Origin of the sequence: Candidatus Palauibacter sp., assembly GCF_965216145.1 — a bacterium.
Lineage (GTDB): Bacteria > Gemmatimonadota > Gemmatimonadetes > Palauibacterales > Palauibacteraceae > Palauibacter.
Window position 1 is genome coordinate 3,773,821 of sequence record NZ_OZ244149.1, and the last position, 25,690, is coordinate 3,799,510.

A 25,690-nucleotide genomic window follows, 5' to 3' on the forward strand; every position below is an offset into this window, starting at 1 on the left:
TCGGGCGGCGTGGCGCTTGACGATCGCCAGCCCGTTTACGACGCTCCGTGCGACCAACTTCTCCGAAGGTAAACGCCATGAGACGCAATAACGGAGGGGAGCATTGATGGGAGGCCGCCAGTTCGCCCCGGAAGCGTGGCTTCCCTTCTTCGAGCGGCTGGAGAACACGGCCCTCGGCATCGTCGTCCGCGAATCGATCTGGGCCTTCCCGATCATCGAGGCGGTCCACCTGCTGGGGCTGGGGCTGCTCGGAGGGGCGCTGCTCCTGGTGGATCTCCGGCTGTGGGGGACCGGGCTCACGCGGCAGCCTATCGCCAACGTCGTGCGGCACGCGCATCCGTGGCTCGTGGCGGGAGTGGCGCTGATGTTCCTGACCGGAATCCCGCTGTTTCTGTCGGAAGCGGTGAAGTGCTACTACAACACGTCCTTCTGGGTGAAGATGATCTCGCTCCCGTTCGCGCTCGCCTTCACCTTCGGGGCCCGGGGGTGGCTGGTTGCCGCGGCGCCGCCGCGCGCCGACTGGCGTACGCGGCTCATCGCGGCCGCGTCGCTGGGGCTCTGGTTTACGGTCGCCGCGGCCGGGCGCTGGATCGGCTTCTCCGCCTGAACCGGTCGGCGCCTGCCTGCCGCCTCGGGGCCGGGGTCGACCGCGCGGCTTCGGAGTCCGTTAGTTCTCCTCGAAGAAGCTCCGGTTGGAGACATCCAGGACTTCGCCCTCCCAGCCGGGGGGTGGCTGGCAGGGATTGTTCTGGTAGCTGGGCTCGTTCGGCCTCGGAGCACCGCCGGGAGGGGCGCCGGCCCCGGATGAACCCATGAAGAACTTGGTGCCGTCGGTGAAGGTCACGTCGCGGCCGTTGGCTCGCTTGAGCGAGTGGTCCTTGGCCTGGTAGCCGTCGACGATGAGTTCGGTGCCCGGAGCAAGGCAGTCGCGCTTGAGGCCGCGCCGAAGGAGCGTATTGGGCGTCCCGCCCTCGACCATCCACACATGGGTCGCGGTATCGGTCTGCACCTCGAGGTGAATCCACGTGTGCGGGTTCACCCACTCGAGCATGACGACCGAACCCTGCAGCCGGATGGGGGCGTTTCGATCGAACTCGGCCCCGAAGGCGTGGTGCGCGATGAGCGGCGCCGCAGCAGCCAGCGCGACCCCGCCCGCCAGGAGGTACAAACTAAACTTCCGCATCGGTCTCATCCGGGTTTCGTTCAACAGTCCGGCGTGAAAACGCCGGTCAGCATTGCTTGCCGCAAGGTAACAAACAGGAGGGAAGCTTCGCGACCTCAGGTCACGGAGCGAACATTCGCTGAAGTACGTTGAGGACGTCGGCCATGGTCTTGCGAGATAGCCGCCCGAGGCGTCGCACCAGGCGGACGCGGTCGACGGTACGCAGTTGATCCACGACCACGTATCCATCGCAATTCCGGAATCGACAGGCTATGCGGAAAGGGTAGGGCCGACCGCCGGTGGTCATCGGCGCCACGAGGAACGTCCCCAGGGAGGGGTTCAGGTCATCCGGCGAGACGATGACGCAAGGCCGGGCCTTCCTGATTTCGGAGCCGAGGGTGGGATCCAACGCCACAAGGTAGACGTCACCACGCCTCGGTTCCCCTACTTCCATTCCCACTCGGATTCATCGAAGGCGGCAGGCATCGGATCGTCGAGCAGGCCGCCGTCACCCCGGTCCGCAAGTTCTCGCGCCGCGTCGGCCCACCCGGCCCGCGGTTCGTTCACACGCTCGATGAGCAAGCCCGAATCCACCACGCGCAACCTGAGTGGCTCGTCCAGCCGCGCGGCCTCGACCATAGCCTTCGGGATCCGGATGCCCCGGGAGTTACCGATTTGGATGAGTCGCGTTTCCATGCCTTGCCCGCCCTCGAATCGTTATCCTGTAAGTACAAAGTAATTACGGCGAGCCTTCCGTACCAGATGCGCGGGCCGCGGCACGCTCCTGGGCGCGGGCGCCGCTGAGAACGTCGGAGAGGGCGTAGTTTCCCTCGTGGCAGGCGTACTCGTACAGCTGGCCGTCGAGCCGCGTGAAGGGCACTTCCCCGCCCCAGTTGCTCTCGAAGGTGTCGGGGTCCTCGACCGTGAACTCGTAGTTGATCGTGTGCTCGTCCGCGCGCGTGAAGCGCTCGGTCACCGTCATGTTCTCGGACCCCGGGGCGAAGAGATAGGCGTACGCCGCCATCTGGTCGGGATTCAGGTTGGTCGTGCGGACCACGAGGGTGTCGCCCGCCCAGCGGCCCCGGGAATCGCCCATCCACGGCCGCACGCCATCGGGGAGCGGCTCCGGCTCGCCCATGCGGATGATGCGGACATCGTGCACCATCTCGGTCATGATCATGATGTGATCGGGCGTCTGCACGATCGAGTAGTTGTTGTTGTAGAAGTAGTTGGGGAGCATCGGCGGGCCGGCGTTGGAGCCGAACGAAAGGATGCAGCGCTCGCCGACAGGGCGGTTCTCGGGGTTGTCGAACTCGCCCGCCAACCGCGCGAACGCCCGCATCCGGCGCTGCCGGCCCTCGGGCGTCAGAGCGGGGATCCGGCCGTCCTCCGGACTCGTGATGAGCGAACTTCGGGGCTCTCCGTTGAACACGGCGACGCGGTCGCCCGCGTCGATCCAGAAGTAGTTGTAGCCTCCGACGCCGCCGGCGGCCCCGGTCGACCCGTCGCCTCCCACGGGGGGCGCTTCGCGGTCGGGATCGCTGGGCGCGTTGCGCGTCTCGATGAACTCCTGGCGCCCCCCCTCGCGCTCCGCCACCTGTTCCGGGGTCAGCACCGAGGGTTCGCCCTCGGGCCGCTGGAGCGGGGTCATGGTGCCGTTCGTCCATTCCCCCTGGAGGTCCGGCCGGCCATCCGGGGTCCGCGGCACGACCCAGCCCCCGCCGTCTCCCCGCGGGACGCCATCGGGCCCGGCGCAGGCCCCGAGTCCGAGCCCGGCCCCAAGGACGAGCGCGAGGCCGGGACGCCACCCGGTCGCGATCCCTCCCGCGAGCCTCGGAGCGTTCATGCGGGCACGCCTAACGCGGGATCGGGTTCTTGCGCAGGTGCCCGTACATCAGCTCTTCCACGAAGGGGACGCACTTGAACTGCCCCAGCCGCGCGTCGGAGTCGACGTTGCGGTACAGCGGGAGGCGGACCGTCCACGGCTCGGAGAAGGTCTGCGGGTCCTCCATCGTGGCTTCGTACATGAGATGGTCGGGCCCGAGCATCGTCCAGCGTTCCGTGACCACGAGCTGGTAGCTGTGGTGGTTCCCGGCCCGGTCGAACCAGGTGCGGCCGTTGAAGCCGTTCACGGTGACGACGAAGGTGTCTTCCTCCCACCGGCCCACGGACTGGCCCATCCACGAATCGACCTGCGGCGGGCCGGGGTCCTCGAGATAGATGTCGCGGACGGCGCCGGCGTACTCGTAGGCGATGAAGAACTTCGAGTCGCTGTGGAAGATCTGGAACGGGACGTGCATGTAGTTGGCGCGCGGGACGCCGGGCAGGTAGCAGCGGATCTCCGGGTCCTGCTCCAGCCACCGCTCGCGGTTCTCTTCGCGGCGCGCGAGGGCTTCCGGCAGGTACGGAATCCGCCCGCCGACGACGATGCCCTGTCCGGACGGCACGGAGCCGACGGCGCCCAGCGCCACGACCTCGTTCGCGGGGACGGGCACGACGGGACCTTCCTGCATGGCCAGCGCCGGACGGGCCAGGTGCGGTTCGATGTCCCAGTAGGCGTTGCCGAGGGCGGCCCAGATGCCGTTGAAGTCGGGGCGGCCCGAGGGGTTTCGCGGGATGCCGTCATCCGGCGCGCACGCCGCGGCCGCTCCGAGCACCAGCGCGAGGAGGGCGACGGAGGCGCGACGCTCGCCCCGGGCTCCATCCGGCCCGGGTCGGGGCCCGCGTTGTCTGGAGACGCTCGCCATCGCCATCGACCTCCGGGTTTTGTTCCGAGTTCTCGTGTTCCTGGTTGGACCAATCGAAACTGCGGTCCCCTCTGTCGTCTGGCCAGATCGGAAGCGGGGAGACACATTTCAGTTAAGGACTGGCACGCTGCCGGGTGCGGGGCGCGCAACACTGAACGGTATGGAGGAGACATGAAGAGCCTGCGCGTAACCAGACTGGCGCACCTCACCGCGGTGGGGGCGGCGCTCCTCGGGATCATGGCCTGCGGGGCCGAAGATGCCGCTGAGATGGAGATGATGGATCCGGCGGAGGTCGTGGATCCGGCCGCGGCAGGGCTCCCGAATCCCAATCCAGGCGTCACGAAGGACTGGGCCCATCTCCCGGACGGCCGCGAGTGGGGCTCCACGGCGGGCATCGATATCGACCCGATCGACGGCCACATCTGGGCCTACGACCGCTGCGGCGGGATCGCACTCGCGGGCGGGTGCGCCGAGAACATCGTCGATCCGGTGTTCAAGTTCCACCGCGAGACGGGCGAGATTCTGGCCAGCTTCGGGGCCGGCCTGTTCGTGCTTCCGCACGGGATCCACGTGGACGCGGACGGGAACGTCTGGATCACCGACTCGCAGGGGACGGAGGACAAGGGGCACACCGTCGTGAAGTTCTCGCCCGAGGGCGAGGTACTCATGACGCTGGGGCAAACCGGCGTCCGCGGCAGCGAGCCCGGCACCTTCTTCAACGAGCCGTGCGACGTGATCGTGGCCCCCGATGGGTCGATCTTCGTGTCCGATGGCCACAGCGGGCAGAACGCGAACCCGCCGGAAGGCTCCACCGGCCGCGTCATCAAGTTCTCGCCCGAGGGCGAGTACATCATGGAATGGGGCCAGATCGGCGACGGGCCGGGCGAGTTCCGGACGCCGCACGCGCTGGAGTTCGACTCGCAGGGTCGGCTGTTCGTGGCGGACCGCGGCAACCACCGCGTCCAGATCTTCGACCAGAACGGGAACCTGCTGGATACGCACTACCAGTACGGCCGCGTCAGCGGGCTGTTCATCGACGACGAGGACAACGTGTACGCGATCGACTCCGAGTCGAATCCGAACCAGCACTCCGACTGGCTGACCGGGGTCCGCATCGGCCACGCGTCGGAGGACCGCGTCACGGCGTTCATCCCACCGCACGAGTCGGAAGATCCGCAGGGCGAGGCCGGGGAGGGCGTCGCGGTTGACGCCGACGGCAACGTCTACGCGGCCGAGGGGCCGAACTCGCGCCAGGCCGCCGAGGGCGGGCTCACGAAGTACACGCGCAACTGATCTGCGCGGGAGCGATGTACCATTGCCGCAGGAGGGAACGATGAGACGATTCGGATTGGGAATCGCGGCGGGCGCGTTCGCGCTGGCGGGCGCCGTACCCACCGCGATGGCTCAGGAACTCAACGAAGTCTGTCCGGACTCGCCCGATGGCACGGGCGCCCTGTGGGGGGCCGTCATGGACGAGGACGGCGAGATGGGGCTCCCGGGCGCGGGCGTCGTCGTGACGTGGGAAGTGGACGGGGAAGAGGGAGGCACGGAAGGCCAGACCGCATTCGACGGCGGCTACGTACTCTGCTACGTGCCTCTCGAGGTGGCCCTGGCCGTGCAGCCGACGTTCGGGAACGCCGGCGGGAGCGTGACGGCGGCCAGCCTCACGGATCCGATCACGCGGATGGACCTCGTGTTCTCCCTCGCCGGCGCGGCCGGGGGCGGCGGCGATGACGACCGGATCTGGGCCTGCTTCGGCGTTGACGACAACGCGGTCAACCTCACGTACTCGCGGCTCCTTCGTTGCGACCCGGGCTGGCAGGGACTGAATCGCTGTCCGAAGGAGGAGGAGCTCGGACAGGTCCAGGCGACGATTTCGGGAGCCTCCCGCGCGGCCGAGGCTGCCCTCTCGGACGACACGAACGAACGGGACCGCGCCGCCGAGTTGATCCGGAGCGGGGAGTTCCGTGAAGCGCTCGAGAAGGTCCTCGCCGATGCGAGGCGGCTGGGGGCCAACGCGCTGATCAACTGGCGTCAGACCCGGAACTCGCTCACCGCCGAGGCCGTGACGGTCGCGGTGGACCCGGAGACCTGCCGCTGACCCTGCAGGATCCGTGATCCGGCGCGGGGGTCCCTCATGCTGGAGACCCCCACGCCGGCCCCGGCCCGCCAGGTCGGATTAGGGTCGGCGCACCCGGATCGGGAAGTTGGGCCGCACCGGCTGCTCGACCGGTGACGCCTCGAGTTGCTCCAGGACGACCTCGATCGCCCGCTCCAGTTGCGGGTCCCTCCCCGCGATGACCTCGGCCGGCCACTGTTCCACCTCGATGTCCGGCGGCACCCCCACGTTCTCGACGATGAACCCGTCCTCGGTCCAGATCGCGAGGTTCGGCGCGGTGATGGACCCGCCGTCCATCAGGATCGGGAACCCCAGAGTACCGACGAGCCCGCCCCACGTGCGTCGGCCGATGAGCGTGCCCAGACCGAGCTTGCGGAACATCCACGGCAGCATGTCGCCGCCGGATCCCGCCGTCTCGTCGATGAGCATCACCTTCGGACCGGGGATCGCCCCCTGCGGCGTGATGAGGTCGGCGCCGTAGCGCATGGCCCAGTGCGACACGTACGGCCGGCGCAGGATGTTGATGTAGTAGTCCGCGATCTGGCCGCCCCCGTTGTGGCGCTCGTCGACGATCACGGCTTCGCGGTTCGTCTGCGGGAAGAAGTAGCGCTTGAAGTACTCGTGCCCCGCCCCCGCCGTGTTCGGCACGTACACGTACGCCACGCGCCCGTCCGTCGCCTCGTGGACGCGGGCCAGATTCCCCTCGACCCAGTCCCGGTTCCGCAGCGCCCCCTCGTTCGCCACCGGCACCACGTCGACGGTGCGCGCGCCGGCTCCATCCGGCGAAGGACCGACCGTGATGGAGACGATCTTCCCCGCCCTGTTCTCGAACCGGCCGTAGACGTTCTCGGACGCGCGCAACTCGGCGCCTTCGACCGCGAGCAGATATTCGCCCGCTTCGACTTCGATCCCCGGCTCGGTGAGCGGCGACCGGAGTCCCGGGTTCCAGTTGAGCCCGCCGTACACCTTCCCGAACCGGTACCGCCCCTGGTCGACGACGAAATCCGCGCCGAGCAGGCCGCCGGGCACGTTCTCCGCGTCGTGGAGGAAGTCGCCGCCCCCGGCCCGGTGGTGTCCGACCGCGATCTCCGAATGGAGCCACATCAGAAGGCGGTTGAGGTCCGCGCGCGTGGCCAGGTGCGGCAGGAACACGGCGTACTCCTCCTTGAGGGCGGGCCAGTCCGCGCCGTGCATGTTCGGGTCGTAGAAGTAGTCCCGGTTGATCCGCCACGCCTCGTCGTAGATCTGCCGCCACTCCGCCCGCGGATCGATCCGGATCTCCACCTCGCCCACGGCCAGCCGGTCCGCCCCCGACCCGATGTCCGTGCCGCCGGCGTTGCCGATGAACCAGCCGCCCGCGGTCGCGTAGAGCACGCTCTTGCGGTCCGCCGACAGATCGTAGAAGCGCGTCCCTTCGACCACGGACTTCTCCTCGCGGTCGGAGAGCGAGAAGCGGCGCAGGCCGGGTCCCGAACCCGGACTCCCGAAGCCGCTCGCCGTGTTGCTCCTGATGTAGAAGAGCTGCCCCGGGTCTCCGGGCTGGAGGTTCGCGTAACCGGCCTCGGGAAGCGGGAGGGCGAGGATGCGCTGATCGAGCCCGTCGAAATCGATGTTCACGACGACGTCCGCCGGGTCGCCTTCACCCGCCTCCGCTTCGTCGCCCCCGCCGCCCGCCTCCTCGTCGCTCTCCCTGGCGAGCGGAGACGGCGTGCCCTTCTCGAGCACGGCGAGGTAGATCGCGTTCGTCATCTCGAAGTCGTTGTTGGACTGCGCGAACCACTGCACGACCGGGCCCGCGTCCGTGGACGACGTCAGATAGAGGTACTCTCCGCCCGCGTCGAAGACGGCCTCGGAGATGTCGCTCAGCCCGTCCGTGATCGCCCGCGTCTCGCCGGTCTCGAGCAGGTGTGCGTAGGCGGTGCGGATGTTCGTCTCGTTGTTGCGCGTGTAGACGAGCCACCGCGAGTCGGGAGACCACGCGTGCGAGGGCGGGGGCAGCGGACCGTACATCACGTCCGCGTCGACGCGGTGGGTCCGGCCGGACTCGAGGTCGATCCAGTGCACGGCTCGCGAGTTGTCCGTGTAGCTGATCTTCGTGCCGTCGGGCGACCAGACCGGGTCCGAGTAGAAGCCGGCGCCGTCCAGCGCGTAGTCGCGCGGCGCCGCCTCACCGGACTGCGGCGCGACGTACAGCCGGTATTCGCCCGAGGCATCGGAGAACCAGGCGATCCGCTCGCCGTCCGGCGACCAGGCCGGGCTGCGCTCGTGCGCGCCCGTCGACTGCGTGAGGTTGCGGTCGTCCCCCTCCTCGCGCGGGAGCGTCACGATCTCGCCGCGGAACTCGAACGCGGCCCGGGCGCCGGAGGGCGAGAGGCTGGCGCCGCGGGCGAGGTCCTCGCCGCTCGCGTAGCGGGACCGGACCTCCACCAGATCCGTCGCGACCCGCACCGGTACCGGCGTCGCCGTACCCGAGCCCGGGTCGAGCAGGTGGAGGCGTCCGGCCTGCTCGTAGGCGATCCGCCCGGCTCCGGCGGAGGCCGCCAGCACCGGAAAGTCCTCGTGCGAGGTGATCCGCGCGACCCGCTCCGTCGCGGCATCCCAGGAATGGATGTTGAACTCCCCGTCGCGGTCCGAGCGGAAGTAGACGCGGTCGCCGATCCACATGGGATCCGTGTCGTTGGAGCGGCCCTCGGGCTGCGGGATCTGCACCACGGAGTGGTCCCCGACGTCGTACACCCAGATCCGCGTCGCCGTACCGCCCCGGTAGTTCTTCCACTGCGTGAAGGCCTCGTAGAGCGGCGTGTACGCGATCTTCGACCCGTCCGGCGAATACGTGGCCTTGAACGCGTGCGGAATCGGCAGCTGGTCCGGGTGCCCTCCCCGCGTCGAGATCGTGAAGAGCTGCTGGTGTCGCCCGGTGTAGGCGTTACGCCCCGACGCGAAGAGGACGGCCGAACCGTCGGGCGTGAAGTCCTGTACGATGTCCGCACCTGGATGCCAGGTGAGCCGCGCGGGCACGCCGCCAGCCGACGGGACGAGGAATACGTCGGTATTCCCATCATATTCCCCGCTGAAAGCGATCCACTCTCCGTCCGGCGAGAACCGGGGGTTGAACTCGACCCCGATATGCGAAGTGAGTCTTCGGGGCGCGCTCCCGTCGATCCCGGCGACCCACAGATCCCCGGCATAGGCGAACGCGATCCGGTCGGCGCTTACCGCCGGCTGGGCGAGCATCAGCGTGCCGTCGCCGTTCCCCGCGGGACTCCCGTCCCGTGCGGTGACGTCCTGCGGCCAAGCCGGACGAAATGAAGCGGCGAGGAGCGTGGCTGTGACGAAGAGGGAGCGTGCCTTCATGGAGTCCTTCGCGGTCTGGGGGTCGGAATGCGGACCAGCGTGACACCTGATTTTACCTGTGCGGCATCGTGCTGGGTACGCCCAGCGGGAGGACCCATCTGCGGCATCTCGGCCGACCCCCCCTTATCCCTGAGGCTTGCGAGGCTTCGCGTTGGGCATGAGGATTCCGCATTGACGCCCGGTGCCGGTGTGTCGGCGCACCCCCCACACCGGCTCTTCATGGACTGCGCGGACATTTCTTGATCGACTCAGTTGAACCAGCTCCGGCCGGTGCGCCGGGATGCGGATCGAACTCGGAGCCGAAGGGAGCGGCAGTGCGCCCCTTGACCGTGCGGGGACTCGCAACGCTGATCTGTGTTTGCGCAGTGTGGGCCGCCGCGCCGTCCGGGGGTTCCGGGACGCCGGTGCCCACGCCTGTTCATCCCGTCCGCGCTGCTCAGCAGGATACCCAGGATCGGCGTGCGGATTCCCTCTTGACCATGGTCGATTCGCTTCAGCGCGGAGTTGAGGCGCTGAGCCATTCCGTGCGTCTCCTCTCCGAGACCCTCTACCGACGACAAGCCGAAGTCGAGACGAGCGTGCGAGGCCTCCGCACCCGGATGGCTTCAGGCGAGGTCGCCACCGACAGCCTGAGACTCCGGCTCGACACACTGTTGACTCAGGCGGGGGAACGTGACGCCTCCCTCCGTCAGCTCGCGGGCGACCTGTCGGGACTCCGGAGTAATCTCAACGCAGCCTCGTCCAGTCTCGACACCCTGCTCTCACGGACGGAGGGCCAAGAAATGTCTATCCGGGGCCTGGAATCCGGTATGTCCGACCAGTTGCGAGCACTCAGTGACGCCAGCTCCCAGCGTGACAAGCTGGCCACGCAGATCCGTTGGCTCGGCCTCGGAGGGCCGGCCCTGCTCTTACTCATCGTGGCTATCACGGTGTGGGTGAGCCATCGTCAGGTTCTGCGCCGGGCGGGGACGGCAACCGCTGGGATGGTCACCGAGCGCGTCGAAGCCGCGGCGAGGGCACTGGACCGGAAGCTTATCGCCAGTGATGGCGAGCTTGCCGGTAGGCTTACGGGATCCAACGTCGCCGAGAACCACGACCTAGCCCTCAAGGTGGCGGACGAAGTCACGCGCATGGAGGGCAACCTCGACCGCATGGATGCGAACATCCGAGGCTACAAGCAGCTCCGCCGGTCCCTCGACAAGATCCGGACCAACCTGGGGTCCGCCGGATACGAACTCGTACCGCATCTCGGGAAGTCGTACGACCTTGGGCTTCTGGTCGAAGTGGAGGACTTCATCTTCGACGATTCCCTCCCGGAGGGCCAGAGCACGATTACCCGCGTCTTTCGCCCGGAGGTCCGGTTCGGGGGCCAAATCTTGCAGGCCGCGTCTATTCAGGTGACGGAGGGGCCGGAGGCGCGATGATGGGGTTCGCACGTTTCACGGGAGGACGCACATGAGTAGCACCGGCCGCGTTCGATATGGCATCGATCTGGGCACCACTAACAGCGCCGTCGCCACCTTGGAGGACGGCCAGCCGCACATCATCAAGAACGAGATGCAGCACGACACAACGCCCAGCGCCGTTGGCTTCCTCAGGAAGATCGTTCGGGTCGGTCAGCCAGCTCGAAGTCAGTGCGACCGGGACTGGGGCCGGGCGGTGACGTTCGGGAAACACCGTCCCTCCGCGTTTGAGGACTTCAAGGGCACCATGGGCACGGACAAGATCTTCACGCCACACGGTGGGCGTCCGTATAACTCCGCAGAACTGTCGGCGGAGGTGCTTAAGAGACTCCGCTCCTACGTAGACGGGGAGGCCGGTGCGAACGCCGCCGTCATCACGATCCCGGCCGCCTTCACCGTTCCCCAGCAGGAGGACACACAGCGCGCCGCCAAAGCCGCCGGGTTCGCACAGTGTACCCTGCTCCAAGAGCCGGTTGCCGCATCCATGGCCTTCGGTCTCGACTCTCGGAACCCGAACGGGATGTGGTTGGTGTTCGATTTCGGGGGCGGCACGTTTGACGCGGCTCTGGTGCTCGCGGAGGACGGTGTCATTACCGTGAAGGATACTGAGGGAGACAACCATCTCGGCGGGCGCGATCTCGACCTTGCCGTGGTGGATGGCCTCATTATCCCGGCTCTCGATGAAGAACACGATCTGTCGAGCTACCGGGCCGCTCCCGAACTCTGGCGCTACCTGCGGAACCGACTGAAGCCGTTGGCCGAGGAGATCAACATCAACCTCAGCTTCTGGGACCATTACACAGTCTTAATCGATGTGGGGGGCATTGTTCTCAAGGACGGAACGGAGATAGATCTCGACCTCGAAGTGATGGGCGACAGGATCAAACCGTTCGTCGAGCCCATCTTTCAACGCGCCATCGACAAAACACGGAAACTCCTGCGACGGCATCACGTCCGCGGCCGAGAGTTGGACCATCTGATCCTGGTGGGAGGCCCGACTCACTCGCCGTTGTTCCGGAGGATGATCGCCGATCAGATCTGCGACCCGAACCACTTGCTCAATCCCATGACGGTCGTCGCAAAGGGGGCCGCTCTATTTGGGCTCACGATCCCCGTGAACCCGGAGGTGGCTCCGTTGTCCCCTACCGCGCACCGCGCGCCGCTCCAACTCGACATCAACTACGAGAGTACGACGGTGTCGCACACTCAATGGGTCACCGTGCGATACCGGGTTAACGCGGAGGACGGTGCTCTCCGACCTCTCGAGGTCGAGTTGCGGCGAACGGGATGGACGAGCGGCAAGCACTCCATCCAGGGATTGGGAGCCATGATTGAGGCTCACCTTGAGGAGGGCCGACTCAACACCTTCGAGGTGATCGTCACGACGAGCCATGGCGTGCGGGTCGAAACGCACCCCTCCGAGGTGGAGATCATTCAAGGCACCAAGATTGGCGGCGCTCCGCTGACAAATAACTTGGGCTTCGAAGTATTCGACGAGCAACAGACGGTTCGCCTGTTCAAACCGTTGGACGGGGCCGAGAAGGGTCGCCCGCTTCCGGTGACGGGCGTGCGTCGCGGTCTTCGAACTACGTCTCAGTTGAGGCCCGGCGTAGCGTCGGACGAACTGGTCCTTGCCTTGTGGGAGAGCGGACCGGACGCGGACGGCACCCGGATTTTCCTCAATGAGTTTGTTGTGGAATACAGACTTACGGGAGAACGGGTCGACCGACTCATTCCCGAAGGTACGGAATTCGACGTCACGTTGAAGACGCAGGAGACCATCAACGCACCGAAGTCGATCACGCTGAAGTTCCCCTCGTTGGGCTACGAGGTTTGCATCGATGACCAGCCTGCAACACTGAAGGACGCTTCGCTGGGTTGGCTGAAACGGGAGCTGAGGCAGGCCCGGAGCGAAATCAAGCGTAGCCGAGCGGAGGGGGACCGGAAGACCATATCGGCCATCGAAGTGGAGATCGAGACCCGAGCCGAGGAGCTACAAACGGCGGCTCAGGGCGACGACCGCCGTGCCCAGGAGCAGGCCGAGTCTCGGCTGAAAGAGGCGTTGAGAGAGCTGTACAAAGTGCTGGAGGAGGGCGAATGGCGGAGACTTGAACGCGAACTGCGGGAAGCGCACGAGGCGTACGCCAGAGCAGCGCGTGCCAAGGGTAGGCGAGATGAGTACGCCGATCAAGTTGAGCGCGTGCTGGCGACCGGGGGGGGCGACCCGGTGCTGGCCAGGGGGATGGTCGAGGAGCTTGAGCGCGCTGAGTTCAGCTTGATGAGGAGGGAACGTGCGATGGAGTTGGTTTACGCCGTCCGCGCTCAGTTTCGATCCTTGCCTTGGAAGGACCGGGCCGAGGCTAAGGAGGCGGTGGAGGAGGCGCTGCGGCTGATTGCCTCCGATGGGCCCGACGAGGAGCTGCTCCCAATCGCCGGTCACATCCACGGCCTGATTGACTTCGAGAAGGGCGATCCCGTCGTGACGGGAGGGATACCCCGGCTATGACGCGCTTTGGCGCGGGCGAGGAGCCGGTATCGGGGTTCCGAGTCCAGTTCCCCATCAAACGTTCAGCCAACGCGGACACCTACCGGATCGTCGACCACGACGGGAGGCTGGGCTTTCTGAAGGTGTTCGACCGCACTCGGCTGCCCCACGATCGCTTCGATGCGCGGGGCCAGTTGCGTGAGATCGCAGCCTTGGCGTCGCTTTCGCACGAGGGCATTCCGGAGGTGTGGGCGCACGGCGAAACGCCGGTGCCGGATAGCTCACCCTACGTCCTCACCCGGTTCGTGCCCGGCGAGACGCTGCACGAGCGCCTGCGGAGGGAGTACGCCGTCGAGCCGCTCATCGCGAAGGCGCTGATGCGGAGCTTGCTGGATGTCGTCGCCTACCTCCACGAGCTCGGCGATCCCCTGTTCCACAACGAGCTCAATCCCAGGAATATAATGCTCGACCTCGGCGGGGACGGCGCCGGAGGCGCGACCCAGGTGCGACCGCTGTTAATAGACTTCGGGCATGCCACGCGGGGCAGCGAGACGGGAGCGACGGCTCCGGCCCAGGTGAACCCCTACTTCCAAGCCACCGAGTGCTTCGATGGTACCTGCTCGATAGCAACGGACATCTTCGCGCTGGGGGCCGTGTATTATCAGATGCTCTTCGGCGTGCCGCCGTGGCATCTCGACGTGAGTCACTATCGTGCCGCACGGATGGATTTGCAGCGAGAACTCGCGGACCGCCGCAAGGAGCCCCTGTCCCTGCGCGCCAAGGGTCCCGCTGGCCATGTGAGCCGCTCCACGGCGGAGGTATTGAGAACTGCCCTCAGCTCCTCCCCCGGTGATCGTTTAGGCGACGCATCCCAGTTCCGGCGCGCCCTCTCCGGCCGATCGGCACGGAGATCCCGTCCTGGTGCAGGCGGGCGAAAACCCGCACGCGGCGGTGTGGCGGCGGGCGCGACGCCGACGAGGCCCGCATCGCACTCCGGGACGCCACGCGGATTCGATGCCGTCGCGGGTATGGACGACCTCAAGAATCTGTTGATCAATGATGTGGTCAACGTGCTCCGCGATCCCGAACGCTACGCAGCCTACGGCCTCACGATCCGCAACGGACTACTTCTTTACGGACCCCCGGGCTGCGGGAAGACCTTCCTTGCCCAGCGGCTCGCGGAGGAGACCCACCTTACGTTTCATGCCCCTCGGCCCTCGGACTTGGCGAGCATCTATGTGCATGGGACCCAGGAGAAGATCGGGCAACTGTTCGAGGACGCCCGCCGGAACGCTCCCAGCGTGCTCTTTCTCGACGAATTCGACGCGCTTGCGCCGACGAGGGAACAACACACACATCCGAGCCAGTCGGGAGAAGTCAACGAGTTCCTGTCTCAACTCGACGATGCGAGCGAAGACGGCATCTTCGTCATCGCCGCAACCAACCGCCCGGACGCCATCGATCCGGCGATCCTGCGCCCCGGACGTTTCGACAAGGCAGTTTACGTCGGACCGCCGGACCACGCGGCGCGGAAAGCGATGTTCCGGCTCCTGCTGGAGGGCCGCCCCTCGGCCGACGGTTTGGATGCCGACGCACTCGCGGCCATGACCGAAGGCCGGGTGAGCAGCGACATCCAGCTCATCGTGGACGAAGCCGCACGCGCGGCTCTGGGTGAGGGAGCCCCGATCGGGATGGCTCACCTCGTCGAAGCTGACCGATGCAACCCGCCGTCCGTCAGCCCGGAGGCCATCCGGGACTACGAGCGGATGGAGCTGGACGGTAGGCGATCCGGGAGCGGAGGCAGGCGTCGAATCGGATTCTGACGAGGGACTATCGGACGGGAAGGTTCTACGATGACGCCACACCCCAATCTACGCGAGTACCTCCACATCGCATACGGCTGTATCGCGTGCGACCGCGACATCGACGAGGCGGAGTTGGCCTGCTTGCGATCCATCGCCGTGCAGCTCGGTCACGCGGTGAAGGAGATCGATTCGGAACTCGAGTTTCTGGCCGACACCGCGCAGACGGCGATAGACCGGCTCGTGGAACGCGCCACAAACCGCCTGATCAAGCGGGGGCTTGACCAAAGCGAAGGGGGCCACCTGCTGGACATCCTGGTCCAACTCGTGGAAGCCGATGGAGCGGTGCGAGTTGATGAGATCCGCTACGTCCGGAACCTGATGGACAAACTTCGCGTGGATCGCGACGCGCTGCGGAACGAACACCCACAGTGGCGTGACTATCTGGCACCGGGCCTGAGGGATCGAGGTGCCCCCGATTCGGGCCGCGCCTACTCCATCCTCTCTATCCGCACTCTCGAGGGCTCGGACGACGGATGATCCTGGACAACCCATTCCACGTCCTTGGCCTGCCCGCCGATTGCACACCGAGGGAACTGACGCGCCGGCAGGCCCAAACAGCCGCCTATCTGAACGTAGGGCATAAGCTCGAATTCGATGGCGACATCTCTTTTTCGGGCGCATCTCGCAACGCATCCACGGTGGAGAGGGCCAACCGGGAGTTGCAGGACGCGGCGCGGAGGGTTCAGCACGGACTGTTCTGGTTCACGCGCAGCGGCACTCTTGACCGGCACGGGCTGGCCTACTTGACGCAAGGACGGTTCCGGGACGCGTTTCAACTGTTCGAACACCTCGAGGACCAAGCGCACCTGAGTCCGGGCACCATCTCGACCGTCAACAACTTCGGATCGCTGTGCGTGCTTTTGGGGCTCATGGGGACGTGGAAGTCCGGTTCACGGCCGATGACCGAGGAGAAGCGGTGCGGCCTCATCGTGCGCGGGCTGAAGGCAAAGGCGCGCGTGCTGGGCACCTCATCCCCCGAGGTGCTGAAGTCGTACGTTGCGGGCATCGGAGGAGAGCTGGTGTCCCGCGACACGCCAGCAGTGATCCGGCGCTTCGGAGAGTCCCTGAAGGACTTCACTGCCGAGCTGGACCGCCACGGGATCGATTGCCCCACGCCGCGCATCGTAAACGCGCTCAAGGCCGGCGGACCCCGCCTCGTCGACGTGATCAAGCCGCTGACACAGGCCGCCCGCCGAAAGATCGAGGATCTGATTCGCGAATGCCGAGACGCGAGGCGAGCGAGCGCTCCCGATGCGCTGGGGGCCGTGAAGAAGATGCATGACGCCGTGAGCGGCCTGCTGCGAGAGGTTGAGGCCACGGCGGGACCCCACGATCCGGTATACATGGCCACTGCGGACCGGGCCGCGGAGGAACTTGTCGACGCCACTATAGCGGGCATCAATCACCACCAAGAGGCCGACGATCTCACGCCACGCAAGCTGGCCATCGCGCTTGAAGCGGTCGAGCAGGCGGCCGCCGTGGCCGCGGGTCCGAGGATGCGGGCCCGCACCGACGAGGTGCTCGGACAAGCTCGACAGCTGAGCGAACAGATGGTGCGCGCGGAGGCCATGGCCTCGGTCCGCACACCCCTGTTTGAATGGCAGCGCGAGATAAGCGCGGCCCGCGAGCAGCTGCACGGCAGCAAGTTGCTCGCTTACGTCGGGACATCGGTGGGCACCGCGTCGGCTCTCCTCGCGGCGCTGCGGCGCGCCGGCCTTCGGCATGTCGGACCGGAGTTCCTTGGAGACGAGCTTGTGGAGGCCGGTTCCATGGTATGCAGCCAGCTCGTCGGTTCGCTGGTGATGGCGATGAACGAGGCGTCGGAGAGCAGGTGGGACTCCATCGATATTGTTGCCGCCCACTCGGTCATGTACAGGATCGTTCGGATGTTCGGCGGTGCGAAGTCCGGCCAGACTTCCGCCGGGGCGTTCCCCGTCAAGAGCGATGTTCACCTGCACATGATGACGAACTCGGCAATCATCGAATCACTGAGAGGCGGTCGCGGAGGGCTGGTCACCAAATCCGGCTCCTCGGGGACCGGGACGGGCTGTCTCATTGCCGGGCTCGTGGCGGCCGGCGTACTGGTTGCGGTGTGGGCAGGCGGTCGGAGCGACGGCAGCAGCCCAGCGAGCCGGCCCAGCCTGGCTCAACTGGAGTTCTCCAGACCCGCTGCGGGAGGGAACAACGTCCTGTCCGTGACGGAGATACGCTGGTGTTTGCGAGAAGACATTCGCATCGAAGCTCTCCGAGGCAGGGCCGTTTCGGACCCGCAGATTGACCGGTTCAATCGGATTGTGTCGGATTACAACCGGCGGTGCGGGAGCTTTCGCTATCGTCCCGGGGTCTTGGGTCGGGCGCAACGGGAGATCGAAACCGTCCGCACGGAGATAGTTTCGGCCGCGCGTCGCAGCAGCAGCGCGCTACTTGGCAGTCCACAATAACGTGACACACCGCTTTCGTACGCCGTCCCGCCACGCTCTGCTGGGCTCGTTGGCCCGTCCCACGTTTTGGCCCGTCCCACGTTAAAGTATCCTCTGCTACGCCGTCCTCTGCGATAGGAGTCGCTCGATGAATATGCTCCCGTTTGGCCGCCCGCGGGTAGAAAACTCGATCCTTGGCCTCGCTTCATGGGTTTTCCTCGCCGCCGGAGGTTTGGCGGCGCAGGACGGGACACTGCTGCAGCTTGGCCGTACGCTGCCGGGCATGCTCGCGGCGGGGGACACCGTCCGCTACACGATCGAGGCGGACGAGGACGAATTCGTCCTCGGAGAAGTGAACCAGATCTCCGTCGACGTGACGGTACGCGTGCTGGGACCGGACGCGACGCAAATCGGACGGTTCGGCGGGCTGGGCCGCGGCGTCGAACGGTTCGGCGGGCGGATCTCGGACGCGGGCACGCACACGCTGGAGTTGTTCGTCGCCGGGGACGACGCGGACGAAACCGACGAGGCGGGGCGCTACGAGATCACGCTCCTCCGGCACGAACCCGTGGCCACGGACCCCGCCCGGCTCACCGATCAGATCATGTCGCGCTTCGACGGCCCGGCTTCCCCCGGAGCCGCGGTCCGCGCGTGGCGCGACGGCCGCACCCTCTTCTCGCAGAGCTACGGGATGGCGAACCTCGCCTACGGGATCCCCTTCGAGGAGGACACGCGCACGAACATCGGCTCCACCTCCAAGCAGTTCACGGCCTTCGCGATCATGCTGCAGGCGGAGCGCGGCCTGTTGTCCCTCGACGACGACATCCGCAAGCACATCCCCGAACTGCCGAAGTTCGACCAGACGATCCGGGTCCGGCACCTGATCACGCACACCTCGGGGCTGCGCGAGTTTCTCAACCTCCTGCGCATGACCGGACGCCGCACCGATCACGGGGACTGGATCGACCGCAGGGAACTCATCGAGATCGTGCAGCGCCAGCCCGCGCTCCAGAACGTCCCCGGCGCGGAGTACAACTACAACAACACGGCCTTCGGCCTCGCCGCGGTCATCGTCGAGCGCACCTCGGGCAGGGACTTCCACGTCTTCATGCAGGAGAACGTGTTCGGTCCGCTGGGGATGACCGGGACCATGGTCCGTCCCTCCACGCGGCACATCATCCCGCATATGTCCGAGGGATACACGCCCGGCCCGGATGGGTACCGCCAGATCGGCGACCTCGGCGGCGCGGTCGGCGCCGGATCGATCTACACGACGATCGCCGACATCCAGACGTGGGTCGAGAATTACGCGAACCCGCGCGTCGGCACTCGCGAGAGCATCGACGAGATGATGACCTCCTTCGTGCTCAGCGACGGAGAGGAGACGGGCTACGGGTACGGACTCTCGGTCGACGAGCAGGGCGGCCTCAAGCGGGTGAGCCACGGAGGCGCGGATGTGGCGCACCGCTCGATGCTCGTCTACTTCCCCGAGATCAACGCCGGCCTCACCGCGCAGAGCAACCACGCCCAGTTCAACAGCGGCGTGGCCTACGAACTGGCCGCGGCGTTCTTCAAGGACGACCTGAAGGAGGAGGAGGCGCCGACCGCGGACGCCGGAGAGTTCGATCCCGCGACGTACGACCCCGAAGACTTCGACGAGTTCGCGGGCCGCTACTCGCTCGACGTGGCGCCGAACTTCATCCTCACCTTCACCCGAGAGGGCGACACCTTCTACACCCAGGCCACGGGCCAGCAGCGGCTCGAGATCGTGCCTACCTCGGAGTCGGACTTCCGGCTGCTGGCCGTCGAGGCGTCCGTCACCTTCCTCCGCGGGGAGGACGGAGAGGTGGAGGGGCTGACGATGCACCAGAACGGGGACAACCACGCGACCCGTCTCGAGGGCGAGGAAGCCGAGGCATGGGCGCCGGGCGCGGAGGAACTGGCGGACTTCGCGGGGCGGTTCTTCAGCGAGGAAGTGGAGACGTTCTACGACATCGTGCTGGAGGACGGGGAACTCGCGCTTCACCATCGGCGGCTGGATCGGGCGACGCTGACGCCGGGGGAGGAGGACCACTTCTCGGGCGGCAGCTTCTCGTTCCTGTTCGAGCGCGACCGCAACGGGCAGGTGATCGGCTTCTACCTGTCGAACGGACGCACGCGCGACGTCCGCTTCGCCCGGGTCCCCTGAGGTGGACGGCCGCTGACAGGATCGGCGCCCGGGTTTAGCTTGCGATGGGTGAGGGAGGACCGGGGTTTGCCAGCGGGACGGAACCGGAAGGAGGGAGTTCACGATGAATGGACTCGGGGTGGGTGTCGGCCGGAACGCGAGGTTCGGGGATCTCGTATTGGCGGCGGTGATCGCGTTGGGGGCGATCCCCGGGTCCGCCTGGGCCCAAGCCCGGATCGTGGGGACGGTGACGGACGAAGACACCGGTACGCCGCTCGCCGCCGTGCTGGTCGAGGTCATCGATGCGGCCAACACCGTCATCGGGCGGGCGACCACCGGGACCGCCGGAGCGTACGAAGTCGACGGCGTGGCCCCCGGCACGTACTCGATCCGGTTCACGTCGCCCGGCTGGAGCACAGTGGTCATGGAGTCGCAGGCCGCCGTCGCCGGACAGTCGAGTACCGTGTCGGCGGTCATGGCGGCGCAGGACTTCGCACTCAATCCCCTCACGGTCACGACCTCCCGTACCTTCGAGAAGGCGCTCGATGCGCCGGCGGCGGTCGAGGTCGTCTCCGCGCGCGACATCGCGGAACGCCAGGTGACCTCTCCGGTGGAGCACGTGGAGCAGCAGCCCGGCGTGGACGTGTCCCGCACCGGGATCCGCGGCCGCTACGCGGTGCTGCGCGGCTTCAACGGCATCTTCTCGGGCCGCGCGCTGTACATGACCGACAACCGGATCGCGCGCGTGCCGTCGCTCCGGGTCAACGTCTTCTATCTGAACCCGACGTCGGAACTCGACCTCGAGCGGGTGGAGACGGTGCTGGGCCCGGGATCGGCCCTCTACGGACCGAACGCCGCGGGCGGCGTCATCCACTACCTGACGAAGTCACCCATTCGCTCGCCCGGGGCGAGTTTCTCGGTGGGAGGCGGTCTTCGACAGCAGGGTAACGAGCCGGGGATCGGGAGCCTGCCCGTCCAGGGCGAGGACGCGGGCCTGTTCCAGTTCGACGGGCGCATCGCGGTGGCCCCGAGCGACAAGTTCGGGTTCAAGATTTCGGGACAGTACTTCGACGCGACGGAATACGTGTACGACGATGTCGTCGAGGCGCAGGCGCGGGGCGCGGGGCAGGCATGCGTCGCGGCCCAGTTCGACCTCTCGTCCGCGCCCTGCCAGGCGTTCACCGCGGGACTCGACCTGACGAATCCGACGGATCAGAGCATCCTGCAGCAGTCGGCCCGCAACGTGGCCATGGGGCGCGATTCCGGCCACCGCAACTGGGGCGTGGACGCCCGCATGGACTTCGAACCGTCGCCAGGGACGTCGCTCGTCCTCGCGGCCGGACGGAACGTGGCCGGGCGGGCGACGGAACTCACCGGCCTGGGCGCGGCGAACGTGACCAACTGGGGCGTCACCTACGGGCAGGCGCGCTTCCGGCACAAGGATCTGTTCGCGCAGGTGTTCTACAACTACAACACGAACGACGAGGCCTTCCTCCTTCGCTCGGGCCGCCCGCTCTTCGACAACTCGTCGCTGCTGGTCGGACAGCTGCAGTACCAGTCGCGGTTCGGCTCCGCGCACCGGGTCATCTACGGGGTCGACTACCTCGGGACGAATCCCGACAGCGATGGGACGATCAACGGACAGTTCGAGGACGACGACCAGACGACCGAGATCGGCGGCTACGCGCAGTGGGAATGGGCGGTGAGCCCGAAGCTCGACCTCACGGCCGCGGTTCGGTACGACTACAACAGCAGCCTCGCGGATCCCGTCTTCTCGCCGCGCGCGGCGCTCGTCTACAAGCCGGATGCGGCGAACTCGTTCCGCGTCACCTTCAACCGCGCCTTCTCCACGCCCTCGTCCAACAACCAGTTCCTGGACATCTCGGGCGGGACGATCCCGATCCCGGGCCTTCCGTTCCGGTACGACGTCCGCGCCACGGGGGCCGGTGGCAACGGATACATGTACATGAGGGATGCGAACGGGATCCCGATGCACATGTCTCCCTTCAACGTGCTGCTCGGCGGGAGCCCGCGGCAGTTCCTGCCCACGACCACGGCCCAGCTCTGGGCCACGGCGATGGCCCTGCTCGGCGCCGCCGATCCGCAGCTGGCGGCGCTGGCCCCGCTGATCCCCGCCCCGTCCGCGGACCAGGTCGGCTTCCTGGCCCTGCTCCTCGACACGGAGACGGCCGGTGGGGGCGCGCCACCGCCGGGCTGTGTGGCGCCTCCGTTCTGTCAGGCCGTCGACCTCGCCGCCCTGCAGGACATCGAGGCGCTCGGTCCGACCGTGAGCAACACACTCGAGGTCGGCTACAAGGGCGTGTTCGGGGACCGGGTGTCCTTCGGCGCCAACGCATGGTTCACCCGCTACGACAGCTACATCTCGCCGGAGCGGCTGCTTTCACCGAACATCTTCCTGAACGGCGCGCAGCTGCGGCCATACCTGGAGGGCGTGTTCCGGCAGTTGGTCGGGGTCGCCTTCCCCAACGAGCCGGTGGCGCTCGCCACGGCCCAGTTCATCGCCGATCTGGCCGGGCAGGTTCCGCTGGGGGCGGTGTCGCCCACGAGCGCCGGCGGCACGTCCGCGGCGCTGGTGCTCGGATTTCAGGATGTCGGAGGGTTCGACGTCATGGGAGGCGAACTGGGCGCCGGCTTCCTGCTCAGCGACCAGCTCGAGCTCGCCACGTCGTTGTCGCTCATCAACCGGAACACCTTCGAGACCGCCGGAGAACTCGTGCGGCAGGTGTCGCTGAACTCGCCGACCGTGCGGGGTACGGCGTCGCTCACGTACCGGAACGACGATGCCGGCTTCAACGGTAGCCTGCGCTTCCGGGCGCAGAACGCCTATCCGTTCGACTCCGGGCCGTGGGTGGGGGATCTGGAGGCGGTCACGACGCTGGACGCGAACCTCGGTTTCCGCGTCCCGGGGTACGAGGACCTCTGGTTCCAGGTCGACGTCTCGAACGTCTTCGACGACGCGTACCAGAGCATGGTGGGCGCCCCGGCGATCGGGCGCGTGGTACTCGCCCGGCTGCGCTGGGACTTCAGCCCCTTCTAGCAGCCCGTCTGGCAGCCCGCGACCGTGGGCGCGGGGGCGTGAGCGGCCCCTGCGCCCCGGACGGGTGATTCGGATGCCGGGGGTGGGACTCGAACCCACACGGGGATGAACCCCTTCGGATTTTAAGTCCGATGCGTCTGCCAGTTTCGCCACCCCGGCGGGCCTGGTGGGGTCCGGAAGCTAACGCCTTGGCGGCGGGCGGGGCAGTTCGCGCCTGAAGGGCGCTGCGGAGGCGAAGGGTCGCGCCGACAGGGCCGCTGTCGGGCCCGGTGGGCGCGCTTCAACTTGCGGGCGGGACGGCCTCGGGGGCAGCATGGGATGAGAGACTTCGACGGGAGGCCACGATGAAACGATTCGCGAAGCGACGCGTCGTTCCGGGCGTCGTCGCGCTACCGCTTCTTCTCTTCGCTGCGGATGCCGGGCTCGCGCAGGCGCACCCGAATCCCGCCACGCCCGACTCGCTCCGTCAGATCCAGACGATGGAACCTCGCATGGGCCCGCCCGGGACCGAGGTCAGCCTCTACACAGAGAATATCCCGCTTCAGGCGCGGGTCGTCGTCGGCCTGGGCGCGATCGGCACCGGTTTCGAGGAACTGGGGACCGGCGCCCAGGGGGAATTCGGTGAGATCGGCGCCACCGTGCGGGTACCCGAGAGCGCGTCGTGGGACCGGGCGGTCGTCTTCATCATCTTCAACGGGAACTTCGCGCCCACCGGACTATCCGACCCCTTCCACGTGACGGACGCCCAGGGCCGCGTGCAGCGATCGGGCGTGATCCGCGAGCGGCAGGGCGGGTGCACGACCTTCGAGGACCGGGACGGCTATTTCTACTCGGTGACCGGGGCCATGGAGGGCGCCGGGCCGGGCGATGACGTCCTCATCGAAGGTGCGTTGTCGCGTTCCGTCTCCTGTCCCCACGCGGACACGATCGAGATCCAGCGACTGGAGCGGATCGACCCGAACTGAGCCTCTTGGCCCGGCGCGACGCGGGGGGCTCGCTGCCTCAGCGGCCGGCGAGTTCGTTGAGGATCGTGTACCAGTGCTCGAGCGCGCCGAAGAACGCCCGCACGGGGACCCGTTCGTTCACCACGAGGCTCGCGGTCTCCTCGCCGCCGGGGACGGTCTGCGGGAGGACGTGCACATCCTCAGCCGGGAACCCGCCGGCCCGGAACTCGTCCGCCAGATAGCGCGCCAGCGCGGGGACCTGGCCGTGGCCCGCCGCCGTGCGGAAACCGATCGCCGTCCGATAGATCTCGAACGCCTGCCGCTGGTAGGGCTCCGCGTAGTCGGCGCTCGCGTCCTGCGCGGCGAGACCCGGCGCGGCGGGCGTGGCGGCCGTCGCGGCGGCCGCCGCCAGCGCGACTGCCACTGCGACGGAGGCCGTATTGGTCGGGATCACGCTCAGCGCTCGGTGACTTCGATGAGGAAGATGACGAGTAGCACGATCAGGACGGGGATGGCGAGAAGCCAGTCCTGCAGTTCGGGCATCAGTGGTCTCCCGGAAGTGGGGTCGCTTCGAAGCCGGCGGTGATTCGGGACCGGGCTGCATAAGGCTGCGGCTTCCGTGGCGGGCGGTCAACGGCGCGGCTCACCGGCGCGGCTCAACGGCGGCCCGTGCTGCCGAGGCCGCCCGCGCGGTCGGTCGAAATCGCGACGGCGCCCTCCTCCCAGTCGGCGACCTCGTACCGGTGGAGCACCGCCTGCGCGATCCGCTCCCCGTGCTCGATCGTGAGAGGCTGCCGGGCCGCGTTCAGCACGAGCACGAACCATTCGTCGGGGTAGTCGGCGTCGACGGTGCCGGGCGCGTTGGGGAGCGTCAGCCCGCGCTTCCAGGCGAGCGACGAGCGCATCCGGATCTGTGCCTCGTACCCGTCCGGCAGCCGGGCGCGGAAACCCGTCGGCACGAGCGCGCGGTCCCCGGGCTCGAGGGTGATCCGAAGCCGGCCGTCATCCGCGGCGCGCGGCGCCTCCGGCACGATCTCCCCCCTCGCGGCCCGGTGGATGCGGACGGAGCCGCCGGTCAGGCAGGCCCGGAGGTCGTAGCCGGCCGATTGCCGGGTGGCGCGGGTCGGCCGCCGCGCGTCGGGGTTGAGGCGCTCGAAGATCACGCGGGCGGGGTCGGACACCGGCGCTCGGCTCTCCCCCTAAGCCAGCCGACGGGCCCAGGCCACGGCCGCAACCATGAACCCCTCGAGCCGGTCGAGCGTCGCCGCGTCCGCGAGCCGGAGGTCCTCATCGAAGAGCCCGCCCGCTCCGGCGAGGAGGATCCGCGGCTGCGGCATGACATGGGCGTTCACGCCCGCGAGCGACTCGCGCAGCGAGCGCTGGGCGAGCGCCGTCCCGAGGCGCCCCGGCGTCGCCCCCATGATCGCCACCGGCCTCCCGTCCCACGCATGGGGGCGCGGGGGACGCGACGCCCAGTCCACCGCGTTCTTGAGCACCGCCGGAAGCCCTCCGTTGTACTCCGGCGTCACGAGCAGGACGAGATCCGCCGCGTGCACCGCGGCCTTGAGTTCCGCCACGACGTCGGGGTCGCCCGCAGCCTCCACGTCGCCGTCATAGAACGGCAGCCGGGACGGATCGAACTCCCGGATCTCGACGCCCGCCGGCGCCCGTTCGAGCGCGGCGCGCAGGAGCGCCTGGTTGAAGGACCGCCGGCGCAGGCTCCCCGCCATGGCCAGCACGGAGATCGGCGTTTCGTTCGCGGTCGGAGGTGGAGCGGCGTCCTTTGCCATGGGACGGGAGAGTGCATGGCATGCGGACTCCGCGCAAACCGGATGGCGTTCGGGGGTCGCCGACGTTCCCGCGGGAACGTGCCGGGCGGGCGGGACGCTCGTTGGAGGACCGGTGG

General features: G+C 67.6%; 20 protein-coding genes and 1 tRNA gene. 11 read left to right on the plus strand and 10 right to left on the minus strand.

The window, feature by feature from the left end:
* Nucleotides 1-106: 106 nt before the first annotated feature.
* Nucleotides 107-607 carry a DUF6644 family protein gene (locus ACOOHF_RS16265; protein ID WP_420462480.1) on the plus strand — a complete coding sequence of 167 codons (501 nt, stop codon included), beginning with the start codon at nt 107-109 and terminating at the stop codon, nt 605-607.
* A gap of 60 nt (nt 608-667) precedes the next feature.
* Here ACOOHF_RS16265 and ACOOHF_RS16270 read toward each other — a convergent pair whose 3' ends face one another.
* The 5 genes from ACOOHF_RS16270 to ACOOHF_RS16290 all read right to left on the minus strand — a co-directional run bounded on the left by ACOOHF_RS16270 (nt 668) and on the right by ACOOHF_RS16290 (nt 3,915).
* Nucleotides 668-1,183, minus strand: a complete 516-nt coding sequence (locus ACOOHF_RS16270; RefSeq protein ID WP_420462481.1) for a DUF6152 family protein — start codon at nt 1,181-1,183, stop codon at nt 668-670.
* Nucleotides 1,184-1,283: 100 nt separating this feature from the next.
* Nucleotides 1,284-1,616, minus strand: a complete 333-nt coding sequence (locus tag ACOOHF_RS16275) for a type II toxin-antitoxin system PemK/MazF family toxin (RefSeq protein ID WP_420462482.1) — start codon at nt 1,614-1,616, stop codon at nt 1,284-1,286.
* Nucleotides 1,607-1,858 (minus strand): AbrB/MazE/SpoVT family DNA-binding domain-containing protein, encoded by a 252-nt coding sequence (locus ACOOHF_RS16280; RefSeq protein ID WP_420462483.1) that lies wholly within the window; start codon nt 1,856-1,858, stop codon nt 1,607-1,609. Before ACOOHF_RS16280 ends, ACOOHF_RS16275 begins: the two co-directional genes overlap by 10 nt.
* Nucleotides 1,859-1,901: 43 nt before the next feature.
* Nucleotides 1,902-3,008, minus strand: a complete 1,107-nt coding sequence (locus tag ACOOHF_RS16285; RefSeq protein ID WP_420462484.1) for a hypothetical protein — start codon at nt 3,006-3,008, stop codon at nt 1,902-1,904.
* 10 nt (nt 3,009-3,018) lie between these two features.
* Nucleotides 3,019-3,915, minus strand: a complete 897-nt coding sequence (locus ACOOHF_RS16290) for a hypothetical protein (protein ID WP_420462485.1) — start codon at nt 3,913-3,915, stop codon at nt 3,019-3,021.
* Between the two features lie 165 nt (nt 3,916-4,080).
* Here ACOOHF_RS16290 and ACOOHF_RS16295 point away from each other — a divergent pair, with 165 nt between their 5' ends.
* Both ACOOHF_RS16295 and ACOOHF_RS16300 read left to right on the plus strand, forming a co-directional pair.
* Complete coding sequence (locus ACOOHF_RS16295) at nt 4,081-5,202, plus strand: peptidyl-alpha-hydroxyglycine alpha-amidating lyase family protein (protein ID WP_420462486.1); 1,122 nt, start codon at nt 4,081-4,083, stop codon at nt 5,200-5,202.
* A 40-nt stretch (nt 5,203-5,242) separates the two neighbouring features.
* On the plus strand, nt 5,243-6,010 hold the full coding sequence (locus ACOOHF_RS16300) for a hypothetical protein (RefSeq protein WP_420462487.1): 768 nt from the start codon (nt 5,243-5,245) through the stop codon (nt 6,008-6,010).
* 78 nt (nt 6,011-6,088) lie between these two features.
* Here ACOOHF_RS16300 and ACOOHF_RS16305 read toward each other — a convergent pair whose 3' ends face one another.
* Nucleotides 6,089-9,382 carry a S41 family peptidase gene (locus tag ACOOHF_RS16305; RefSeq protein ID WP_420462488.1) on the minus strand — a complete coding sequence of 1,098 codons (3,294 nt, stop codon included), beginning with the start codon at nt 9,380-9,382 and terminating at the stop codon, nt 6,089-6,091.
* Between the two features lie 473 nt (nt 9,383-9,855).
* Between ACOOHF_RS16305 and ACOOHF_RS16310 the strand changes: the two genes are divergently transcribed.
* The 7 genes from ACOOHF_RS16310 (at nt 9,856) to ACOOHF_RS16340 (ending at nt 22,840) form a co-directional block, all read left to right on the plus strand.
* Complete coding sequence (locus ACOOHF_RS16310) at nt 9,856-10,806, plus strand: hypothetical protein (RefSeq protein WP_420462489.1); 951 nt, start codon at nt 9,856-9,858, stop codon at nt 10,804-10,806.
* 31 nt (nt 10,807-10,837) lie between these two features.
* On the plus strand, nt 10,838-13,351 hold the full coding sequence (locus tag ACOOHF_RS16315; RefSeq protein WP_420462490.1) for an Hsp70 family protein: 2,514 nt from the start codon (nt 10,838-10,840) through the stop codon (nt 13,349-13,351).
* Nucleotides 13,348-15,153 carry an AAA family ATPase gene (locus tag ACOOHF_RS16320; protein ID WP_420462491.1) on the plus strand — a complete coding sequence of 602 codons (1,806 nt, stop codon included), beginning with the start codon at nt 13,348-13,350 and terminating at the stop codon, nt 15,151-15,153. The genes ACOOHF_RS16315 and ACOOHF_RS16320 overlap by 4 nt, the downstream gene beginning before the upstream one ends.
* 30 nt (nt 15,154-15,183) lie before the next feature.
* A complete protein-coding gene (locus ACOOHF_RS16325) occupies nt 15,184-15,672 on the plus strand; it encodes a TerB family tellurite resistance protein (RefSeq protein ID WP_420462492.1) in 489 nt (162 codons plus the stop codon).
* The gene (locus ACOOHF_RS16330; protein ID WP_420462493.1) at nt 15,669-17,636 is read left to right on the plus strand and encodes a hypothetical protein; all 1,968 of its coding nucleotides are present in this window, start codon (nt 15,669-15,671) and stop codon (nt 17,634-17,636) included. The genes ACOOHF_RS16325 and ACOOHF_RS16330 overlap by 4 nt, the downstream gene beginning before the upstream one ends.
* Nucleotides 17,637-17,763: 127 nt before the next feature.
* On the plus strand, nt 17,764-19,803 hold the full coding sequence (locus tag ACOOHF_RS16335; RefSeq protein WP_420462494.1) for a serine hydrolase: 2,040 nt from the start codon (nt 17,764-17,766) through the stop codon (nt 19,801-19,803).
* A 103-nt stretch (nt 19,804-19,906) separates the two neighbouring features.
* The gene (locus ACOOHF_RS16340) at nt 19,907-22,840 is read left to right on the plus strand and encodes a TonB-dependent receptor (RefSeq protein WP_420462495.1); all 2,934 of its coding nucleotides are present in this window, start codon (nt 19,907-19,909) and stop codon (nt 22,838-22,840) included.
* A gap of 74 nt (nt 22,841-22,914) precedes the next feature.
* On the opposite strand, the gene ACOOHF_RS16345 is transcribed toward ACOOHF_RS16340, so the two are convergent.
* A tRNA-Leu gene (locus ACOOHF_RS16345) sits at nt 22,915-22,999 on the minus strand.
* 185 nt (nt 23,000-23,184) lie between these two features.
* Here ACOOHF_RS16345 and ACOOHF_RS16350 point away from each other — a divergent pair.
* The gene (locus tag ACOOHF_RS16350; protein WP_419935892.1) at nt 23,185-23,805 is read left to right on the plus strand and encodes a hypothetical protein; all 621 of its coding nucleotides are present in this window, start codon (nt 23,185-23,187) and stop codon (nt 23,803-23,805) included.
* Between the two features lie 37 nt (nt 23,806-23,842).
* Here ACOOHF_RS16350 and ACOOHF_RS16355 read toward each other — a convergent pair whose 3' ends face one another.
* The 3 genes from ACOOHF_RS16355 to ACOOHF_RS16365 form a co-directional block, all read right to left on the minus strand.
* Nucleotides 23,843-24,238 carry a hypothetical protein gene (locus ACOOHF_RS16355; protein WP_420462496.1) on the minus strand — a complete coding sequence of 132 codons (396 nt, stop codon included), beginning with the start codon at nt 24,236-24,238 and terminating at the stop codon, nt 23,843-23,845.
* Between the two features lie 202 nt (nt 24,239-24,440).
* Nucleotides 24,441-24,965, minus strand: coding sequence for a dUTP diphosphatase (dut, locus tag ACOOHF_RS16360; protein ID WP_420462497.1), 525 nt, complete (start codon nt 24,963-24,965; stop codon nt 24,441-24,443).
* Nucleotides 24,966-24,983: 18 nt separating this feature from the next.
* A complete protein-coding gene (locus ACOOHF_RS16365; RefSeq protein ID WP_420462498.1) occupies nt 24,984-25,574 on the minus strand; it encodes an NADPH-dependent FMN reductase in 591 nt (196 codons plus the stop codon).
* Nucleotides 25,575-25,690 lie beyond the last annotated feature (116 nt).

Excerpts from the sequence above, each read along its gene's own strand:
- ACOOHF_RS16265 (WP_420462480.1), top strand. The coding sequence starts at position 107 with ATGGGAGGCCGCCAGTTCGCCCCGGAAGCGTGGCTTCCCTTCTTCGAG.
- ACOOHF_RS16270 (WP_420462481.1), bottom strand. The coding sequence starts at position 1,183 with ATGCGGAAGTTTAGTTTGTACCTCCTGGCGGGCGGGGTCGCGCTGGCT.
- ACOOHF_RS16275 (WP_420462482.1), bottom strand. The coding sequence starts at position 1,616 with ATGGAAGTAGGGGAACCGAGGCGTGGTGACGTCTACCTTGTGGCGTTG.
- ACOOHF_RS16280 (WP_420462483.1), bottom strand. The coding sequence starts at position 1,858 with ATGGAAACGCGACTCATCCAAATCGGTAACTCCCGGGGCATCCGGATC.
- ACOOHF_RS16285 (WP_420462484.1), bottom strand. The coding sequence starts at position 3,008 with ATGAACGCTCCGAGGCTCGCGGGAGGGATCGCGACCGGGTGGCGTCCC.
- ACOOHF_RS16290 (WP_420462485.1), bottom strand. The coding sequence starts at position 3,915 with ATGGCGATGGCGAGCGTCTCCAGACAACGCGGGCCCCGACCCGGGCCG.
- ACOOHF_RS16295 (WP_420462486.1), top strand. The coding sequence starts at position 4,081 with ATGAAGAGCCTGCGCGTAACCAGACTGGCGCACCTCACCGCGGTGGGG.
- ACOOHF_RS16300 (WP_420462487.1), top strand. The coding sequence starts at position 5,243 with ATGAGACGATTCGGATTGGGAATCGCGGCGGGCGCGTTCGCGCTGGCG.
- ACOOHF_RS16305 (WP_420462488.1), bottom strand. The coding sequence starts at position 9,382 with ATGAAGGCACGCTCCCTCTTCGTCACAGCCACGCTCCTCGCCGCTTCA.
- ACOOHF_RS16315 (WP_420462490.1), top strand. The coding sequence starts at position 10,838 with ATGAGTAGCACCGGCCGCGTTCGATATGGCATCGATCTGGGCACCACT.
- ACOOHF_RS16320 (WP_420462491.1), top strand. The coding sequence starts at position 13,348 with ATGACGCGCTTTGGCGCGGGCGAGGAGCCGGTATCGGGGTTCCGAGTC.
- ACOOHF_RS16325 (WP_420462492.1), top strand. The coding sequence starts at position 15,184 with ATGACGCCACACCCCAATCTACGCGAGTACCTCCACATCGCATACGGC.
- ACOOHF_RS16330 (WP_420462493.1), top strand. The coding sequence starts at position 15,669 with ATGATCCTGGACAACCCATTCCACGTCCTTGGCCTGCCCGCCGATTGC.
- ACOOHF_RS16335 (WP_420462494.1), top strand. The coding sequence starts at position 17,764 with ATGAATATGCTCCCGTTTGGCCGCCCGCGGGTAGAAAACTCGATCCTT.
- ACOOHF_RS16340 (WP_420462495.1), top strand. The coding sequence starts at position 19,907 with ATGAATGGACTCGGGGTGGGTGTCGGCCGGAACGCGAGGTTCGGGGAT.
- ACOOHF_RS16350 (WP_419935892.1), top strand. The coding sequence starts at position 23,185 with ATGAAACGATTCGCGAAGCGACGCGTCGTTCCGGGCGTCGTCGCGCTA.
- ACOOHF_RS16365 (WP_420462498.1), bottom strand. The coding sequence starts at position 25,574 with ATGGCAAAGGACGCCGCTCCACCTCCGACCGCGAACGAAACGCCGATC.